The 19,477-nt window shown below is 68.9% G+C and carries 17 protein-coding genes and 1 pseudogene; all 18 read left to right on the top strand.

Annotated elements, in window-relative coordinates:
- Positions 1-90 precede the first annotated feature (90 nt).
- Positions 91-690, top strand: a complete 600-nt coding sequence (gene rimP / locus U9983_RS00350) for a ribosome maturation factor RimP (RefSeq protein WP_322752102.1) — start codon at positions 91-93, stop codon at positions 688-690.
- The gene (gene nusA / locus U9983_RS00345; RefSeq protein ID WP_322752101.1) at positions 687-1,790 is read left to right on the top strand and encodes a transcription termination factor NusA; all 1,104 of its coding nucleotides are present in this window, start codon (positions 687-689) and stop codon (positions 1,788-1,790) included. The genes rimP and nusA overlap by 4 nt, the downstream gene beginning before the upstream one ends.
- Positions 1,791-1,797: 7 nt before the next feature.
- Positions 1,798-2,058, top strand: a complete 261-nt coding sequence (locus U9983_RS00340) for a YlxR family protein (protein ID WP_322752100.1) — start codon at positions 1,798-1,800, stop codon at positions 2,056-2,058.
- A 186-nt stretch (positions 2,059-2,244) separates the two neighbouring features.
- Positions 2,245-2,388 (top strand): annotated as a pseudogene (locus tag U9983_RS27605) (translation initiation factor IF-2 N-terminal domain-containing protein); the annotation flags it as partial.
- A 282-nt stretch (positions 2,389-2,670) separates the two neighbouring features.
- Positions 2,671-5,529, top strand: a complete 2,859-nt coding sequence (infB, locus tag U9983_RS00335) for a translation initiation factor IF-2 (protein WP_416211231.1) — start codon at positions 2,671-2,673, stop codon at positions 5,527-5,529.
- Positions 5,530-5,540: 11 nt separating this feature from the next.
- The gene (locus tag U9983_RS00330) at positions 5,541-5,882 is read left to right on the top strand and encodes a DUF503 domain-containing protein (RefSeq protein WP_322752098.1); all 342 of its coding nucleotides are present in this window, start codon (positions 5,541-5,543) and stop codon (positions 5,880-5,882) included.
- 15 nt (positions 5,883-5,897) lie between these two features.
- Positions 5,898-6,398: a 30S ribosome-binding factor RbfA gene (gene rbfA, locus U9983_RS00325; protein ID WP_322752097.1), complete on the top strand. Its 501-nt coding sequence runs from the start codon at positions 5,898-5,900 to the stop codon at positions 6,396-6,398.
- On the top strand, positions 6,395-7,492 hold the full coding sequence (locus U9983_RS00320; RefSeq protein WP_322752096.1) for a bifunctional oligoribonuclease/PAP phosphatase NrnA: 1,098 nt from the start codon (positions 6,395-6,397) through the stop codon (positions 7,490-7,492). The genes rbfA and U9983_RS00320 overlap by 4 nt, the downstream gene beginning before the upstream one ends.
- Positions 7,492-8,376, top strand: coding sequence for a tRNA pseudouridine(55) synthase TruB (truB, locus tag U9983_RS00315; protein WP_322752095.1), 885 nt, complete (start codon positions 7,492-7,494; stop codon positions 8,374-8,376). Before U9983_RS00320 ends, truB begins: the two co-directional genes overlap by 1 nt.
- Positions 8,377-8,405: 29 nt before the next feature.
- Positions 8,406-9,347, top strand: coding sequence for a bifunctional riboflavin kinase/FAD synthetase (locus U9983_RS00310; RefSeq protein WP_322752127.1), 942 nt, complete (start codon positions 8,406-8,408; stop codon positions 9,345-9,347).
- A 111-nt stretch (positions 9,348-9,458) separates the two neighbouring features.
- Positions 9,459-9,728, top strand: a complete 270-nt coding sequence (rpsO, locus tag U9983_RS00305) for a 30S ribosomal protein S15 (protein WP_322752094.1) — start codon at positions 9,459-9,461, stop codon at positions 9,726-9,728.
- Between the two features lie 149 nt (positions 9,729-9,877).
- The gene (locus U9983_RS00300) at positions 9,878-12,070 is read left to right on the top strand and encodes a polyribonucleotide nucleotidyltransferase (protein ID WP_416211227.1); all 2,193 of its coding nucleotides are present in this window, start codon (positions 9,878-9,880) and stop codon (positions 12,068-12,070) included.
- Between the two features lie 10 nt (positions 12,071-12,080).
- Entirely contained in the window at positions 12,081-13,421 is a 1,341-nt protein-coding gene (locus tag U9983_RS00295) for a M16 family metallopeptidase (RefSeq protein WP_416210469.1), read from the top strand.
- Positions 13,418-14,167, top strand: coding sequence for a 4-hydroxy-tetrahydrodipicolinate reductase (dapB, locus tag U9983_RS00290; RefSeq protein WP_322752092.1), 750 nt, complete (start codon positions 13,418-13,420; stop codon positions 14,165-14,167). The genes U9983_RS00295 and dapB overlap by 4 nt, the downstream gene beginning before the upstream one ends.
- Positions 14,164-14,619 (top strand): hypothetical protein, encoded by a 456-nt coding sequence (locus tag U9983_RS00285; protein WP_322747848.1) that lies wholly within the window; start codon positions 14,164-14,166, stop codon positions 14,617-14,619. Before dapB ends, U9983_RS00285 begins: the two co-directional genes overlap by 4 nt.
- Before the next feature lie 18 nt (positions 14,620-14,637).
- A complete protein-coding gene (locus U9983_RS00280) occupies positions 14,638-16,329 on the top strand; it encodes an Hsp70 family protein (protein ID WP_322752091.1) in 1,692 nt (563 codons plus the stop codon).
- A gap of 39 nt (positions 16,330-16,368) precedes the next feature.
- The gene (gene thyX, locus U9983_RS00275) at positions 16,369-17,109 is read left to right on the top strand and encodes an FAD-dependent thymidylate synthase (RefSeq protein WP_322752090.1); all 741 of its coding nucleotides are present in this window, start codon (positions 16,369-16,371) and stop codon (positions 17,107-17,109) included.
- Between the two features lie 3 nt (positions 17,110-17,112).
- A complete protein-coding gene (locus tag U9983_RS00270) occupies positions 17,113-19,455 on the top strand; it encodes a phosphoketolase family protein (RefSeq protein ID WP_322752089.1) in 2,343 nt (780 codons plus the stop codon).
- The last annotated feature ends 22 nt before the right edge of the window (positions 19,456-19,477 follow it).

Raw genomic sequence — 19,477 nt, 5'->3', positions numbered from 1 at the left:
GACCGACGTAGGCTGAGGATCTCGAGAGGACGTCACGCCGGTGCGTGGCGACGAACGCCAGTGTGTGGCGACGGAGAGGAGCGGGTCGACGTGGGCGACGCTGTGGCCGCAACCCATGCCGGCGGCGGGCGAGGCCGCGCCCACCTGGTCCGCCTGCTCACCCCGGAGCTGGCGGCTCATGGGTTCGACCTGGAGGACGTCGCGGTCACCCGGGCGGGTTCCCGCAGCGTCGTGCGGGTGGTGGTGGACCGCGACGACGGTATCGATCTGGACGCGGTCGCCGAGGCCAGCCGGGCCGTCTCCGCTGTTCTCGACGCGGTCGACGGCGACGGCGCACCTGTGTCGGGCCCGTACGTGCTTGAGGTCAGCTCGCCGGGGGTGGACCGCCCGCTGGTCGCGGCACGGCACTGGCGGCGCGCCCGGGGACGGCTGGTTTCGGTGCACACCCGTGACGGTAGGCAGCTGATCGGCCGGGTCCGCGCCAGCGGGCCCGACTCGGCGGAGCTCGCGGTGGATGATCAGAGTGGGTCGGCAGGTGCGGTGCGGCGGATATCCTTCGCGGATGTCGCCCGGGCCGTTGTTCAGGTGGAGTTCCGTGCGACCGGGGACGATTCTGCGACCGGTGAGGATTCTGGGACCGGTGACGATTCTGGGACCGGGGCGGACGCGCAGGGGGAGGCGGAGCGATGAAGCTCGACGTGGCGGCGCTGCGTGGGATCGAACGCGAGAAGGACATCTCCTTTGACACCCTGGTGGAGGCGATCGAGACCGCGTTGCTGACGGCCTACCGGCACACCGGCGGCGCGGCACAGGACGCCCGGGTGGTCGTCGACCGGACGTCAGGCAATGTCGCGGTCTATGCCCGTGAGACGTCCCTGGACGGGCTGACCCGCGAGTGGGAGGACACGCCCGAGGACTTCGGCCGGATCGCGACGATGACCGCCAAGCAGGTGATCATGCAGCGGCTACGCGAGGCGCAGCAGGAAGTCACCTACGGACAATATGCAGACCGTGAGCATGATGTCGTCTCCGGCGTCGTCCAGCATCACGAGCAGCGAGCCGGTTCCAAGGTCGTACTGGTGGATCTCGGCACGATTGAGGGTGTGCTCGCGCCGGCTGAGCAGGTCCCCGGCGAGCGTTTCGAACACGGGGACCGCGTCAAGTGCTATGTCGTGAGTGTCGTGCGCGGTGCGCACGGTCCCGCGGTGACGTTGTCTCGGACCCACCCGGAGCTGGTCAAGGGGTTGTTCCGCCTGGAGGTCCCGGAGGTCGCGGACGGCACGGTGGAGATCGTCGCGATCGCCCGGGAGGCGGGACACCGCAGCAAGATCGCAGTTCGGTCGACCGTCCCCGGAGTGAACCCGAAGGGCGCGTGTATCGGTCCGATGGGCAGCCGGGTCCGTGCCGTCATGGCTGAGCTGCGTGGCGAGAAGATCGATATCGTCGACTGGTCCGCCGAACCGGCCGCGTTCGTGGGTAACGCGCTGTCGCCGGCACGGGTCGCACGGGTCGAGGTCACCGATGAGGCCGGCCGCTCGGCCCGGGTGGTCGTACCGGATTACCAGCTGTCGCTCGCCATTGGCCGGGAAGGGCAGAATGCCCGGCTGGCCGCCCGTCTCACCGGCTGGCGCATCGACATCCATTCGGATACGGAAAGAAGCGCTACGGAAGGCAGCGGTGACCCGGTGTCGAGGGAACGTCCCGAATCGTCTCCCAGGCGGGTCGCGGCCCCGGCCGCGGCCCGTAGATCCCCGGCTGCCGGCAACCGCTCCGCGGGCGCAACGGGATAGACTGGCGATGGCGTGCCGTGCGGAGCCGGTCCGCACCTGCGTAGGGTGTCGTACCCGGGCGGTGCGGACTGACTTGGTGCGTATGGTGGCAGTTGGTGGCGAGCTCACACCCGATGTTCGCCGTCGTATGCCAGGGCGGGGAGCACACCTGCATCCCGATCTGGCCTGCCTTGATCTCGCGGAGCGTCGCAAGGCGTTCCCGCGGGCGCTGCGCGTTCCAGGGCCACTCGGGCTTGGACGCGTCAGGGCACACCTTGTTGAGCGGTAGATGATGTTGAACGGCACGTGATTGCGCACCGGCGTGGAGTTCACGGAAGATCGGACGACATCACCAGATGTCGACACGGAAGCAGGTCGAGACAGCGATGACCGCGCGATGAGCACGCAGCCATGATCACGACCAGCAGGTAACGAGGGTCACGCGGGCGGACCGCGGGCCGAAAGAAGGAGCACCGTGGTAGGAAAGGCCCGCGTACACGAGCTCGCCAAGGAGCTCGGAGTCGACAGCAAGACCGTGCTCGCCAAACTGAAGGATCTCGGCGAGTTCGTGAAGTCGGCTTCGTCCACAGTCGAGGCACCCGTCGTTCGAAAGCTCAAGGAATCGTTCCCGGCCGAAGGCGCGGCAACGCAGCGGTCGTCCGCCCGCGGTGGTACACCCCAGGGCAATGTCAGCTCCCAGGGCAACCCGCAGGGCAACGGCAGCTCCCAGGGCAACGGAGTCAGGCCCGGTACCGGAGCCCGTCCGGGACCGGTACCACCCCGTCCCGGTCCGCGGCTTCCCGGCCGCCCGGGTGCCCCCGGTGCCCCGGTCCGCCCGCAGGCCCCCGGTGCCGGGGTAGGCGCGCCCGGCCCGGCCCAGCCAGGCCCCGCCGCACCGCAGGTGCCGGACAGCCCAGCCCCCAACAGGCCGGCGGCGGACCTCCCCGCGGCCGCATCGGCTCCGGAGGTCACTCCGAGCGCCGCTCCCGCACCCTCCGTGACTCCGTCGCCGTCGCGCCCTCGCCCGGCCGCGCCCAGCGTCCAGGCGCGACCTGGGCCTGCGGCCAGCGCGCCCGCGCCCAGCGTGCCGACGCCCGCGCCCAGCATGCCGGCAGCAGACACGCCGCCGCCGAGCCCGTCGGTGGAGATCCCGCCGGTGAAGGGTCCGTCCGGTCGTCCGGCCCCCGGGCCGCGCCCCGGGCCGCGCCCGGCCAGTCCTGGTAACAACCCGTACACGACGCCCAGCTCGCAGCCACGGCAGGCGCCGTCCGGCCCCGCGGCCGCCAGCGGTCCACCCGCCGGTCCGCCGCCGCGCCAGGCCGGTTCACGTCCAGGTGCTCCTCGTCCCGCCGGCGCCGGGGGCCCTCGTCCCGGCGGGACGGGCGGTCCACGCCCCGGTGGCAGCGGTGGCCGGCCGTCCCCGGGCCAGATGCCGCCCCGGCCAGGTGGTACCGGTGGCCGGCCGTCCCCGGGCCAGATGCCGCCCCGACCAGGTGGTACCGGTGGGCCTCGACCCAATCCGAGCATGTTCCCCTCGCGTCCCGCAGGTCCCGGTGGTCCCCGCCCAGGTGGTGGCGGTGCCGGTGCCGGTGGTGGGCGACCGGCTCCCGGTGGCGGTGCCGGCCGTCCGGGCGGCGGCGGTAGTGGTGGTGGCGGCGGTGGCCGTCCCGGTGGCGGTGGGTTCGCCGGCCGCGGTGCACCCGGTCGTCCGGGCGGCGGTGCCGGCGCGGGTACGGGCGCGCCGGGTCGTCCTGGTGGCGGTGGCGCTCCCGGTGCCGGCGGTCCCGGCGGTCGCCCGACATCGGGCGGCAGGGGCCGCGGCGGCACGACCGCAGGCGCCTTCGGTCCCGGCGGTCGAGGCCGCCCGGGGCGCCAGCGCAAGTCCAAGCGCGCGAAGCGGCAGGAGTGGGAGAGCGGGCTGGAAGCCCCCCGCATGGGGGCGATGGTTCCGCGTGGGAACGGGCAGGCCATTCGACTGCCTCGGGGCGCATCCCTCGCCGATTTCGCCGACAAGATCGACGCCAACCAGGGCGCGCTCGTCCAGGTCGTGTTCACCCAGCTCGGCGAGATGGTGACCGCGACGCAGTCGTGCACGGACGAGACCCTGCAGTTGCTCGGGGTCACTCTCGGGTATGAGGTGCAGATCGTCAGTCCCGAGGACGAGGACAAGGAGCTGTTGGAAAGCTTCGACCTCTCCTTCGGTGGCGCATACGGCGACCAGGTCGAACTGTCCGCGCGTCCGCCGGTTGTCACCGTCATGGGCCATGTTGACCATGGCAAGACGAAGTTGCTCGACGCGATCCGGTCGACGGATGTGGTCGCCGGTGAAGCCGGCGGCATCACCCAGCACATCGGGGCCTACCAGGTCCGGGCGAAGGTCGACGGGGATGAGCGAAAGATCACCTTTATCGACACCCCGGGTCACGAGGCGTTCACCGCCATGCGTGCCCGCGGTGCGCAGGTGACCGACATCGTCGTGCTGGTCGTCGCCGCGGATGACGGCGTCAAGCCGCAGACGATCGAGGCGCTCAATCATGCCCAGGCGGCCAACGTCCCGATCGTCGTCGCCGTCAACAAGATTGACAAGGAAGGCGCCGACCCCCTGAAGGTGCGCGGTCAGCTCACCGAATACGGTCTGGTCGCCGAGGAATACGGCGGCGACGCCATGTTCGTCGACGTGTCCGCCCGTAACCGCACCAACATCGACGGTCTGCTGGAGGCGGTCATCCTCACCGCCGACGCCGCACTGGATCTGCGTGCCCCGACCGGCACGCACGCGCAGGGTGTCGCGATCGAAGGCCGACTGGACCGGGGTCGCGGCCCGGTTGCCACCGTGCTCGTCCAGCGGGGAACCCTGCGGGTCGGTGACTCGGTGGTCGCCGGCGACGCCTTCGGGCGTGTGCGGGCGATGCTCGACGAACACGGTGACCCGGTGCACGAGGCCGGCCCGGCCCGGCCGGTGCAGGTTCTCGGGTTCACCAGCGTCCCCGACGCCGGTGACAACTTCCTGGTCGTGCCCGAAGACCGGGTTGCCCGCCAGATCGCCGAGCGTCGCCAGGCGCGTGAGCGCAACGCCGAACTTGCGATGAGCCGCGGTCGCCCGACTCTGGAGACGATCCTGGAGCGGATGAAGGAGGGCGAGAAGACCCAGCTCAACCTCATCCTCAAGGGTGACGTGTCCGGTTCGGTCGAGACGGTGGAGGACTCGCTGCTCAAGATCGACGTCGGCGACGAGGTCTCCTTGCGGATCATCGGTCGTGGTGTCGGTGCGATCACCGAGAATGACGTCAACCTGGCGAGCGCATCCGATGCGGTGATCCTCGGGTTCAACGTCCGTGCGGAGGGCAAGGCGCGCGAGCTGGCCGAACGCGAGCGCGTCGACGTCCGCTACTACTCGGTCATCTACCAGGCGATCGAGGACATCGAGAATGCTCTCAAGGGCATGCTCAAGCCGGTCTACGAGGAAGTCCAGCTCGGCACGGCCGAGGTCCGCGAGGTGTTCCGGGTTCCCCGGATCGGAAACGTCGCCGGTTCCCTTGTGCGTTCCGGGCTCATCCGCCGCAACACCAAGGCCCGGCTCATCCGGGACGGCGTGGTCGTGGCGGACAACCTCACGGTCGAGTCGCTCAAGCGGTTCAAGGACGACGCGACCGAGGTCCGCGAGGGTTATGAGTGCGGTATCGGGCTCGGCTCGTTCAACGACATCAAGGTTGATGACGTGATCGAGACCTTCGAACAGCGGGAGGTTCCTCGCTCCTGAGGACGCGGACCATGTGGACTGGGACGGGAGTTTTCGACCTTCTCCTTGGCGACGTTCGGTCGCTCAAGGAGAAGCGGTCGGTGGTTCGGCCGGTGGTGGCGGAGCTCCGCCGCAGGTATGCGGTAAGCGCGGCGGAGACCGGCCATCTCGATCTGCACCGGCGGACGCAGCTGGGCGTCGCCGTGGTCGCGGCGGATCGAGCCCATTGCGTCGAGGTCGTCCAGGCGTGTGAAGGTCTTCTTTCGCAACGCCCGGAGCTGGAACTGCTCTCGGCGCGAATGCGCTATCTCTCCGATGAGGACCTGGAGTCCGACGAGGGTATGGACGGACCGCGATCGGTGGCGCGGTCGTGATGACGGGAGGAAGCCATGGCTGACCCTGCTCGGGCGCGCCGGCTCGCGGTGCGTATCCGCGAGGTGGTCGCCGCTGCCTTGGAACGGCAGGTGAAGGATCCGCGCCTGGGGATGGTCACCGTGACCGACACGCGGGTCACCCCGGACCTGACCGAGGCCACCGTCTTCTACACGGTCTACGGCGATGACCTCGACCGGATGGAGTCGGCGCGCGCGCTGGAGTCGGCCAAGGGCCTGCTGCGTAGCCAGGTCGGCCGGCAGACCGGTGTCAAGGTCACTCCTACCCTGACCTTTGTCCACGACCGTCTGCCTGACGACGCCCGTCATCTCGAGGACCTGATTCTCACCGCGAGGGAGCGGGACGCGGGCCTCGCGGGCGTCCGGGACGGCGCCCGCCCGGCAGGGGAAGCCGACCCGTACCGTAAGCCGCGTGTCGAGGCCGACGAGTCAGACGAGGCCGACGCGTCCGACGCCGACGAGCGCGACGAGGAAATGATGGGGGACACGCTGCGATGACCGACGTGACAAGCCTCGCCGACCTGTCCCTGCTCCCGGTTCCCCACGCGGGCGAGGGGACGGGCCGGGCGGGGTCCACGTCCGGCGAGGGCGAGGCGGTCGGCGAGCAGCGGGACCGCGCGGTCGAGGCGATCCGCTCCGCGTCCCAGAGCGGGGAGAACATCCTGCTGGTCGCGCACGTCGACCCGGACGGCGACAGCCTGGGTTCGGCGATCGCGCTGGGGCTTGCGCTGCGTGCCCTCGGGGCCAGAGCGTCGGTGTCATTCGACAGCGACCCGTTCGTGGTACCGCGCTCCCTGACGTTTCTGCCCGGCCAGGATTTCCTTGTCCCGCCGTCCCTGGTCGCGGCGACACCAGACCTCGTGGTGACGCTGGATGCGGGCAGCCTGGCCAGACTCGGGGCGCTGGGCCGGGTCGCCACCCGGGCACGGCGAATGGTTGTGATCGACCATCACGCCTCGAACACGCGGTTCGGGGACATCAACCTGATCGACCCGGACGCCGCCTCCACCAGCGTGATGGTCACCGGCGTCATCGACGCGCTCGGGGTTGAACTCGATCACGATATGGCTGTCGCGATCTACACGGGCCTGGTCACCGATACCGGTTCGTTCCGATACGGCGTGACCACGCCGGATGTCCACCGGCTGGCCGCGCGGTTGTTGGGCACCGGGATCCGCCACGATCTGATCACTCGTACGGTGTGGGACACCCACCGTTTCGGCTACCTGCGACTGTTGGGTGAGCTGCTCGGCCGAGCCCGCCTGGAACCCGAGCACGACCTGGTGTGGACGTGGTGTGCCTACGCGGACCTCACCGCCGCGGGTCTCACCCTCGATGAGATCGAGGGTGTGATCGATATCGTCCGGACCACGGCCGAAGCCGAGGTGGCGGTCGTCTGCAAGCAGGACGCCACGAACATCTGGAAGGTTTCGGTGCGTTCCAAGGGTGGCATCGACGTCGGTGCGGTCTGCACCGCGCTCGGGGGTGGTGGCCACCGCTTCGCCGCCGGCCTGAGTTCCACCGAAGCTCTGGAGCCGACCATGGCGACCCTGCGCGCCGCGCTGGTCCGGGCCCCCAGACTGCCGGGCTGATGGCTGGTGCGACCGCCGCGCTCGGCGTGGACGGGCTGGTCGTCGTGGACAAGCCGACGGGGCTCACCTCGCATGACGTGGTGGCCCGCGCTCGGCGGGTCCTGCACACGCGGCGGGTCGGGCACGCCGGCACGCTCGACCCGATGGCGACCGGTGTGCTGGTACTCGGGGTGGGCCGGGCGACCCGCCTCCTCGGTCATCTCGCGTTGACCGACAAGGTCTACACCGCGACCATCCGCCTCGGTGAGTCGACCACCACCGACGATGCACAGGGTGAGGTTGTCGCCGTGCGTGCGGTCGAGGTCGACGCGGCGCGGCTCGCCGTCGCCATGGCGGCTCTCACCGGCCCGATCGACCAGGTGCCGTCCGCGGTCAGCGCGGTCAAGGTGAACGGCGTCCGGGCCTACGCCCGGGTACGCGCGGGTGAGCAGGTCGTCCTTGCGGCGCGGCGGGTCACGGTGAGCCGGTTTGAGTTACTTGCCCGCACCGGCGTTGACCTTGATGTTGCCGTCGGCTGTTCCAGCGGCACCTACGTGCGTGCGCTGGCCCGGGACCTCGGCCGCGCGTTGGGCTGTGGCGCGCACCTGTGCGCCCTGCGCCGGGTGTCGGTGGGACCGTTCGATCTCACCGGGGCGCTCACCCTGGACGCGCTGGCGCAGGCCGGCGTCGGCGCACTGCGTCCGCTGCCCGACGCCGTCGCCACGCTGTTTCCCTGTCGGGAGGTGGATGCCGATGCCGCTCGTGCGATATCCCACGGCCGGCGTCTTCCCCCGTTCGGGATACCCGGCACGTACGGTGTTTTCGGTCCGGCCGGCGAGCTTCTCGCTCTTGCCGAGGACGCGCAGGGCGGCTGCCGGTCGCTGGTGGTCTTCGCCGGAGCCTGAGCCGCAAACGGCACCGATAGGCTTTGGATGTGCAGCGGTGGCGCGGGGTGCTGGAGACGCCGGATGACTGGCCCGGCGGTGTTGTGACGATCGGGTTCTTCGACGGCGTCCACCGCGGTCACCAGCAGATCATCCGTCGGGCGGTGGAACGCGCCCACCGGGCGGGACAGCTCGCGGTCGTGCTCACGTTCGACCCCCATCCGGCCGAGGTCATCCGACCGGGCAGCCATCCGGCGCTGCTGACGACGCCGGCTTTCAAGGCGGAACTACTGGAACGGCTCGGTGTCGACGCGCTGTGCGTCCAGCCCTTCACTCCCGAGTTCAGCCGGGTACCAGCGGACGGGTTCGTCCACGACATGCTTCTGCATCGGCTGCGGCCGAGCGCCGTGGTGGTCGGGGAGAACTTCACCTATGGTCACCGGGCGGCCGGGAACCTGGAGACCCTGCGTTGCAGCGGGGTGACCGACGGTTTTGCCGTGGAGGGCGTCCGGCTGCTGCGTGCGGACGACCACGTGTTGTCTTCCACCCATATTCGAGCGTGTATTGCCGACGGCGATGTGGTTACCGCTGCGCGTGCGCTCGGTCGTGACCACCGGGTGGAGGGAATCGTGGTGCACGGCGACGCACGTGGCCGCGCTATCGGATATCCGACCGCCAACCTTGCGACCACCGCGTACGCGGCAGTGCCCGCCGACGGTGTGTACGCCGGGCATGCCGTGTGGTCGGGTAAGCGGTATCCGGCGGCGATCTCCATCGGTACCAACCCGACCTTTGACGGGACGCAGCGGCGGGTTGAGGCGTATCTCCTCGACTTCGACGACGATCTCTACGACGCTCACCTCGCGTTCGAGTTCACCGAGCGGCTGCGGCCCACCCTGCGCTTCGACTCCGTGGCTGACCTGGTTGCCCAGATGGCCGCAGACGTCCTGGCCACCCGTAAGATCATCACTCCGGCGACGGACGAGCCTTAGGTACCCGCGGGGTTGGTAAGCTTCGACACCAGACGAGTGTGGTGTGTCCGTCAGCCTGGGTGAGGCAGACCCCGGGCGCGCATCCCACCCGCAGACAGGAAGAGGTTTCGCGTGCCGCTCGCGAGCGACGTCAAGCAGAAGATCTTGTCCGAGTACGCCACGGTCGAGCGTGATACCGGATCGCCCGAGGTGCAGGTGGCGATGCTCACCCGGCGGATCAGCGACCTGACCGAGCACCTGAAGATGCACAAGCACGACCACCACAGCCGCCGTGGGCTGCTGCTCCTGGTCGGCCGTCGGCGACGGCTGCTGAATTATCTCGCCAAGACCGACATAAGCCGCTACCGGTCACTGATCGAAAGACTCGGGCTGCGGCGGTAGGAATTGTCTGACCGGGTCCGTGACGGCGCGAGCCGCCGGTCCTCGGTGGTGGTGTCCGGGTGCGCCGTGTGGCGCTCCCCGGGGGCTTCGACTGAGCGCCGGCCTCCTCGGCAGGACGGACCCGGCCGATGTGAGGAGGAATGGTTCGAGTGGAGGACCAGACAACCGCGACTGAAGCGGTTATCGACAACGGAGCGGCCGGAATCCGGACGATCCGGTTTGAGACGGGTCGGTTGGCTCGGCAGGCTGCCGGTTCGGCAGTTGCCTATCTTGGCGACACCATGGTGCTGTCCGCCACGACCGTCAGCAAGCAGCCCAAGGAGCAGCTCGATTTCTTTCCGCTGACGGTGGATGTCGAGGAGCGGATGTACGCGGCCGGGCGTATCCCCGGCTCGTTCTTCCGGCGCGAGGGTCGGCCGAGTGAGGACGCGATCCTCACCTGTCGTCTGATCGACCGGCCGCTACGGCCGTCGTTCGTCAAGGGGTTGCGTAACGAGATCCAGGTCGTGGCAACGGTTCTCGCCCTCGATCCGGACACCCTGTACGACGTCGTCGCGATCAATGCGGCCAGCGCGTCGACCACGCTCGCCGGGCTGCCGTTCTCCGGTCCCGTCGGTGCCACCCGGGTCGGCTTTGTGGACGGGGCCTGGATCGCCTTCCCGACCCATGCCGAGCTGGAGCGGGCGACCTTCGACATGGTGGTGGCCGGCCGCGTGCTCGACGACGGCTCCGATGTTGCCATCATGATGGTTGAGGCGGAGGCGACGCCGGATACGGTGCCGCTGCTGGCCGCGGGTGCGCAGGCGCCGACCGAGGACGTCGTGGCCGCGGGGCTGGAGGCGGCGAAACCCGCCATCCGCGAGTTGTGTCGTGCCCAGCGCGAGCTGGCCGAACGTGCGGCCAAGCCGACCCGGCAGTTCCCGTTGTTCGTCGACTACCACGACGACGTCCTTGAGGCGCTGTCGATCGCCGTCGGCGACGAACTGTCCGCAGCCCTGCGGATCGCCGGCAAGCAGGAGCGGGAAACCGAGCTGGACCGGGTCCGTTCACTGGCCGCCGAGAAGGTCGTGGGCCAGTTCGAGGGCCGCGAAAAGGAGATTGCCGCGGCCTATCGAGCGTTGACCAAGAAGCTGGTACGCCAGCGCATCATCGCCGAGGGCGTCCGTATCGACGGGCGTGGGGTCACCGAGATCCGTGAGCTGTCGGCGGAGGTCGACTTCATTCCCCGGGTACACGGATCAGCCCTGTTCGAGCGGGGCGAGACCCAGATCCTCGGCGTGACCACCCTGGCCATGCTGCGGATGGAGCAGACGGTCGACACGCTCAATCCCGACCGCACCAAGCGTTACATGCACAACTACAACTTTCCGCCCTATTCCACCGGCGAGACCGGTCGGGTCGGTTCACCGAAACGCCGCGAGATCGGCCACGGCGCACTGGCTGAGCGGGCACTCCTGCCGGTGCTGCCCAGCCGGGAAGACTTCCCGTACGCCATCCGGCAGGTCTCCGAGGCGCTGGGCTCCAACGGGTCGACGAGTATGGGCTCGGTCTGTGCCAGCACGTTGTCGTTACTGAATGCCGGTGTTCCACTCAAGGCCCCGGTTGCCGGGATCGCCATGGGTCTGATCCACGAGGGTGACGACTTCGTTACGCTCACCGACATCCTCGGTGCCGAGGACGCCTACGGCGACATGGACTTCAAGGTCGCGGGCACGCGGGAGTTCGTCACCGCCCTCCAGCTCGACACGAAGCTGGACGGCATCCCCGCGTCGGTCCTCGCTGACGCGCTGGGCCAGGCCAAGGCCGCGCGGCTGGCGATCCTCGACGTCATGGCCGAAGCGATCGACGGCCCGGACGAGATGTCGACGCACGCCCCCCGGGTGATCTCTGTCAAGATCCCGGTAGACAAGATCGGTGAGATCATCGGCCCGAAGGGCAAGATGATCAATCAGATCCAGGCTGACAGCGGCGCTGAGATCACGGTCGAGGACGATGGCACCATCTACATCGGTGCCCAGGACGGCACCTCCGCGGAGAGTGCCCGGTCGGCGATCAACGCGATCGCCAATCCGCAGATGCCGGAGGTCGGGGAGCGCTATCTCGGCACCATTGTGAAGATCACAACCTTTGGTGCGTTCGTCTCCCTCACGCCGGGCAAGGACGGGCTGCTCCACGTCAGCAAGCTCAAGCAGCTTTCCGGTGGGAAGCGGGTGGAGAAGGTGGAAGAGGTGGTTCAGGTCGGCCAGAAGCTCCAGGTCGAGATCACTGAAATCGACAGCCGCGGGAAGATCAGCCTTTCTCCTGTGGCCGAGGACGCCGACAGCGTCCCGGCCGGGTCCTGACCGGCATCCCGTGAGCGGGACAGGTACTACGACCGGGGCAGGTCTGGTGCCAGATGGCACGCTTCGCGAGGAGCTGCTGTCCGGCGCCGTCCGGCGAGCCGTGTTGCCAGGCGGGCTGCGGGTGCTGACCGAGAAGGTGCCCGCGGTCCGGTCGGTGGCCATCGGGATCTGGGTCGGCGTGGGTTCCCGGGACGAGGATCCGTTGACGGCCGGCTGTTCCCACTACCTTGAGCACCTGCTGTTCAAGGGCACGCCGTCCCGGGACGCACTCACGATCAGTTCCGCGATCGAGGCGGTCGGCGGGGAGCTCAACGCCTTCACGACCAAGGAGTACACGTGCTACTACGCACGGGTACTCGACGGCGATCTCGTCGATGCGGTTGACGTGCTCTGCGACATGGTCTGTAACTCACTGATCACCGCTGCCGACGTCGCGGCGGAGCGGGGCGTGATCCTTGAGGAGATCGCCATGCACGACGACGACCCGAGCGACGTCGTGCACGATGTCTTCACCGCGGCCGTGTTGGGTGACACCGAGCTCGGCCGTCCCGTGCTGGGCACGATCGACTCCATTGAGGGCCTGGGCCGCGACACCATCGCCGACTACTACCGGTCCCGGTACACCCCGTCGGACACGGTGATCGCGATCGCGGGCAACATCGATCACGAGCGGACGCTCGCCCTTGTCGCGGCGGCGTTCGCCGACCGCCTGGGTGGGCCGGACGTCCCCGCCCCGGTGCGGGGGGGTTCCTACGCCTACCCGCAGGCCCGGGGCGTCGTGGTCAGCCAGCGTCCCACCGAGCAGGCACATGTCGTGCTCGGAACCGTGGGGATGGCACGCCGGGACCCCCGTCGGTTCGCCATGGGAATCATGTCCTCAGCGCTCGGCGGGGGAATGAGCTCACGCCTGTTCCAGGAGATCCGGGAGAAGCGGGGCCTTGCCTACTCCGTCTACTCGTTCGCGTCCCATTTCGCCGATGCCGGGCTGTTCGGCGTCTATGCGGGGTGTGCACCCCGGCGTGCGGACGAGGTTCTCGCGCTCTGCCGCGAACAGCTGGAGTTGATCGCGGCAGCGGGAATCACCGACGAGGAGCTCTCCCGGGCCAAGGGCCAGAGCCGAGGCTCGCTTGTGCTGGGTATGGAGGACACCGGCTCGCGGATGAGCAGGATCGGCAAGAGCGAGCTCATGCACGGTGAGCTTCTGTCCGTGGACGAGGTGCTCGCCCGGGTGGAGGCGGTGACCCTGGATGACGTCAAGGGTGTCGCCACCGACCTGCTGGCCCGGCCGCTCGCTCTGGGCGTGATCGGTCCCTTTGACGATCACGACTTCGCGTCCGTGGTCGCGGGGTGACCGAAACGATCCGGGTCGGTGTGCTCGGCGCCCGGGGGCGGATGGGGTCGACGGTCCGCGCGGCCGTCGACGCCGCCGACGATCTCACCCTGGTGGCGGCGGTAGATCTCGGGGACGACTTCGCCAGCCTGCGCGAGGCCGACGTGGTCGTCGACTTCACCCGGCCGGACGCCGTCATGGAGAACCTGCGATGGTGCCTGGACGCGGGCCTTCACGTGGTCGTCGGCACCTCGGGTTTTGACGGCGACCGGCTGGAGACGTTGCGCGGTTGGCTGGCCAGCACGCCGGAGCTCGGCGTGCTGGTGGCCCCGAACTTCGGTGTCGGCGCCGTGCTGATGATGCATTTCGCGGTCCAGGCGGCGCGTTTCTTCGAGTCGGTGGAGATCATCGAGATGCATCATCCCGGCAAGGTGGACGCCCCCAGCGGGACAGCGCTGCACACCGCGGAACTGGTGGCACAGGCACGGGTCCAGGCCGGTGGCGAACCGGCCGGACCGGATGCCACCGAGTCCGCATATGCCGGCGCCCGCGGCGCGCGGATCAGCGGGGTTCCCGTGCACAGTATCCGGCTTTCCGGCTTGGTCGCCCACCAGGAAGTGCTTTTTGGTGGCGCGGCCGAGACCCTGACCCTGCGTCACGACTCCTTCGATCGGACCTCGTTCATGCCAGGTGTGCTGCTCGGCGTGCGCCGGACTCCGGGACGTCCCGGCCTGACCGTGGGCCTGGAGGCCCTGCTCGAACTGTGAAGGTTCGTGTCGTTGTCGGTGTCGTGGTCGCCGCGGTCGTCTTCTATCTCGGCCTGATCGGCTGGCGAGGTGTCCAGCTGCTCACCCAGTCCAGCTGGACGGCCCGCGGGCTCGGCGTCGGCGTGCTGGCGCTGCCTGTGGTCGGGGTGGTCGTCATCCTGCGCGAGCTGGCGTTCGGGCGGGCGACCGAACGGCTGGGGCGCCACCTGCCGCAGGACGATCAGTCGAGCGACGCGTTGTCCCCGTTGCCACGGCGTCCGTCCGGCCGGATCGACCGGACCGCGGCTGACGAGGCCTTCGACCGTCGGCGCGCGGACGTCGAGGCGCAACCACGGGATTGGCGGACCTGGTACCGGCTCGCGGTCGCCTACGGCGATGCCGGCGACACCCGTCGGGGGCGCGCTGCGATGCGCCACGCAATCGCTCTGGAACGTATCCAATCTGCCGTGTGATCTCGATACGTTTCGGGGATGAGCGCGGGCGTCATCTACGGAATTGATCTTGGGACCACCTACAGCTGCGTTGCCCGGGTGAACAGATCGGGCGATCCCGAGGCGATTGCGCTGTCCGGCGGGGTGACCACGATGCCGAGCGTTGTGCTCTTCGTCGGTCCCGATGACTATGTCACCGGTGAACCCGCCCGCCAGCTCGCCCGCGCCCGCGCGGATGACGTCTGCGCGCTGGTCAAACGCCGGATGGGCGATGGTGACTGGCGCTTTGTGACGTCCGGGCGGGCGTGGTCCGCGCCGGCGGTGAGCAGCCTCATTCTGCGGGCGCTCGTCAGCGACGCGGCCTTCGCCGGTGGCGAGCCCATCCGTGACGCGGTCATCACCGTGCCGGCGTACTTCGGCGACGAGGAACGGCGGGCCACGGTCCTCGCCGGGCAGTACGCGGGCCTGTCGGTCGTTGACGTCATCAACGAACCGACGGCGGCGGCGCTCTCCTACGGTTTCGCCCGTTTCGACTCCGACGCGACCTTCGCCGGTCGCACGGCCCAGGAGGAGGTGGCGCTCGTCTACGACCTCGGCGGCGCCACGTTCGACGTGACCGTGGTCGAGCTCGCCGACCGCCGGATCTCGGTGGTCGCCATCGACGGCGACCACCGACTCGGCGGGGCCGACTGGGACGAAGCGCTCGCCCGGTACCTGTCCAGGCAGTTCCTGGACGCGCATCCGGGCGCCGCGGACCCGCTGGCCGACGCCGCGGCCGCCCAGGTCCTGCTATTGGCCGCTGAACGGACCAAACGCGAGCTCGGCGACCGGATGGAGACCACGGTCGCCGTCGAGCACGATGGACGCGTGCTGAAGGCGGTGGTGACACGGGGCGATCTTGAACGGTTGACGGCCGGGCTGCTGGAGCGGACCGTGACCCTCACCCGCTCGGTACTCGCCGCGGCCAGGGCGCGGGGCGTCTCCCGGCTGGACCGCGTGCTGCTGGTCGGAGGTTCCGCCCGGATGCCGGCGGTGGCCCGCCGACTCGGCGCGGAACTCGGCGTGCCGGTCGAGCTGTGTGACCCCGACCTCGCGGTGGCCAAGGGCGCGGCTCTCTACGGGGAGAAGAAGGCCATCGAGCGCCTGGTTCTCGCGGACCTGGTGTCACGGGGGCAGCTCGCCGACGGCGCTGCGTCGGATGCCGCCGCGCCCGCGGACCTGGCCGCGGCCTGCAGGCGTCTTGCGGCAGCCTTCGGGATCACTGCCGAACGGGTCCGGCGTACCGTCGAGGTCCAGCTGGTCAACGTGGTCTCCCGCGGCTTCGGAGTGTTGGCGCTCGACCGTTTCGGTGAACGCTGCGCGGTATTCCTCGTCCACCGCAACGACCGGCTACCTGTGGTGGTCCGGCGCAACTTCGGTACCGTCCGTGATGATCAGGATACCGTCACGCTGCAGGTGGTCGAACAGGGCGGCGGCGCCGAGTCGACCCGGATCGAGGATTCCATGATTGTTTCTCGGGCGGAGATCACCGGGATCCCCCCCGGCTTCCCGGCCGGCACCCCCATCGAGATCATTTTTCGGATGGGATTCGACGGTGTTCTCGATGTGACCGCGTTGCACGAAGGTCTGGCCGACCGTCGCCTGACCGTGCGGGTGGAGACCACCGCGGCCCTGAGCCAGGCCGATGTCGCCCGGGAACGCGACGCGGTGGCCCGCTTGCGTCGGCGGTAGAGCTGACCGGGCACGAGCGAGGGTCGGTACGGTGTGGGCATGCGCGTGCAGGTCATCGCCCAGACGCAGTTCACCCCGCCGGCCGACGTCGACTGGAGCACCGACGTCGACGGCGGCCAGGCGTTGGCGGAGTTCGCCGGCCGGGCCTGCTACCAGAGTTGGTCGAAGCCGAACCCGGCCACGGCGACGAACGCCGGCTACCTGCGGCACATCCTTGATGTCGGGCACCTGTCGGTGCTGGAGCACGCCACCGTGACGATGTACATCACCGGGGTTTCCCGTAGCCTCACCCACGAGCTCGTCCGGCACCGCCACTTCTCCTACAGCCAGCTGTCGCAGCGTTATGTGCCCGCGCATGGCACCGCGGTGGTCGAGCCCGATGTCATCGCCGAGGATCCGCGGCTGCACGAGCTGTTCACCGAGGCCACCGCCACGGCTCTGGACGCCTACGGAAAGCTCCTGGAGGGGCTGACGAAGCACTTCGCCGACGTGGCGGTACCGACGTCCCGGCGTAAGCAGGCCCGCCAAGCCGCCCGGGCCGTCCTGCCCAACGCCACCGAGACCCGGATCGTGGTGACCGGGAACTACCGGGCGTGGCGGCACTTCATCGCTATGCGGGCGAGCGAGGCCGCCGACACCGAGATTCGGGCACTGGCCATTGCCGTGTTGCGTGAGCTTCAGCAGCTGGCACCCAATGTTTTCAGCGACTTCGGGGTGACCAGTCTCGACGATGGAACCGAGATAGCCCTCAGCCCGCTGGCCGAAGGAGACGACGCATAACACATGTCCCCCGATGAGCTCCGGCGTATACACGCCTACTGGCGGGCGGCGAACTATCTGTCGGTTGGCCAGATCTACCTGCTGGACAACCCGCTGCTGCGCGAGCCGCTGCTGCCCGAGCACGTCAAGCGCCGGCTGCTCGGCCACTGGGGTACGACCCCGGGGCTCAACCTGATCTACGCGCACATGAACCGTGTGATCAAGGCGAACGATCTTAATGCGATCTACGTTATCGGTCCGGGCCACGGCGGTCCGGCCATCGTGGCGAACGCGTACCTGGAGGGCACGTACTCCGACGTCTACCCCTCGATCAGCCGGGATGCCGACGGAATGCGCAGGCTGTTCCGCCAGTTCTCCTTTCCCGGTGGTATCCCGAGTCATGTCGCGCCCGAGACTCCCGGTTCGATCCACGAAGGCGGCGAGCTCGGATACGTCCTCACCCATGCCTTCGGCGCGGCGTTCGACAATCCGGACCTGCTGGTCTGCGCGGTCGTCGGGGACGGCGAAGCCGAGACCGGGCCGCTGGCGGCGAGCTGGCACTCGAACAAGTTCCTGAACCCGGCCCGGGACGGCGCGGTGCTGCCGATCCTGCATCTCAACGGCTACAAGATTGCCCAGCCGGCCGTGCTCGCGCGCATTCCCGAGGCCGAGCTCGACCAGCTCATGCGTGGGTACGGATATCATCCATACCATATCAACGGCGGGGACCCCGCCGAGGTCCACCAGGGGTTCGCCGCCGTCCTCGACACGGTGGTCGCGGAGATCGAGGAGATCCAGGAGCGGGCCCGGGCGCACGGCGATTCCACCCGTCCGCTGTGGCCGATGATCGTTTTGCGCACACCGAAGGGCTGGACCGGCCCCGGTGTCGTGGACGGTGTCCCGGTCGAGGGCACCTGGCGTGCCCACCAGGTGCCGGTCTCCCACGTTCACGACAACCCCGAGCACCTCGCGGTGCTGGGGGAGTGGCTGCGCAGCTACCGGCCCGAGGAGCTGTTCGACGCAGAGGGCCGGCTTGTCGCCGAGCTTGCCGACCTCGCCCCGGTGGGCGACCGGCGGATGAGCGCCAACCCGCACACCAACGGTGGCGAGCTGCTGCGCGACCTCGCGCTGCCGGACTTCCGCACCTACGCCGTGGATGTGACGGTGCCCGCGAAGGCGTCCAGTGAAGCCACCCGGGTCCTCGGTGGATTCCTGCGGGACGTGATGGCGGCGAACTCGACGACATTTCGGGTGATGGGTCCGGATGAGACGGCGTCCAACCGTCTCGGAGCGCTGTTCCAGGTCACATCCCGCGCCTGGAATGCCGAGATCGTCGACGGTGACGACGATCTCGCACCGGACGGCCGGGTCATGGAGGTGCTGTCCGAGCACCTGTGCCAGGGCTGGCTGGAGGGATATCTCCTCACCGGACGGCACGGCTTCTTCTCGTGTTACGAGGCGTTCATCCACATTGTCGACTCGATGGTGAACCAGCACGCGAAATGGCTGAAGACGACCCGTGACATCCCGTGGCGGCGCCCCATCGCGTCCCTGAACTACCTCCTCACCAGCCATGTCTGGCGGCAGGACCACAACGGCTTCTCCCATCAGGACCCGGGCTTCATCGATCATGTGGTCAACAAGAAGGCGGAGATAATCCGCGTGTATCTCCCGCCGGATGCGAACACGCTGTTGTGCGTCGCGGATCACTGCCTACGAAGCCGGCATTACATCAACGTCATCGTCGCTGGAAAGCAGCCGGCGTTGAACTACCTGTCGATGGATGCCGCGGTCGCCCACTGCACCCGCGGCATCGGTATCTGGGACTGGGCCAGCAATGATGACACCGATATGCCGGATGTCGTCATGGCCTGCGCCGGTGACATTCCGACCCTGGAGACGTTGGCCGCGGTCGACATCCTCCGGCAGGATTTCCCCGAGCTGAAGGTCCGGGTCGTCAACGTCGTCGACCTGATGCGTCTGCAGGATGAGTACGAGCATCCGCACGGCATGTCCCACGCCCGGTTCGATGCGCTCTTCACCGCTGACCGCCCGGTCATCTTCGCCTACCACGGTTACCCCTGGCTGATCCACCGCCTGACGTACAGACGGACGAATCACCGGAACCTGCACGTCCGCGGGTATATCGAAGAGGGCACGACCACCACGCCGTTCGACATGGCGATGATGAACAATCTCGACCGCTTCCATCTGGTTATGGACGTCATCGACCGGGTTCCGGCCCTGGGCGCCCGCGCCGCGCACGTCCGGCAGAAGATGGTGGACGCGCGTATCGCGGCCCGGGCGTACACCCGCGACGTCGGCGAGGACATGCCTGAGATCTCCGACTGGACCTGGCCGTACTGACCCGTTGAGACTGACCCGTTGA

The organism is Protofrankia sp. Cas3 (genome assembly GCF_963555955.1).
Classification (GTDB): Bacteria; Actinomycetota; Actinomycetes; order Frankiales; family Frankiaceae; genus Protofrankia.
This window is presented reverse-complemented; position numbering and strand designations above follow the sequence as displayed.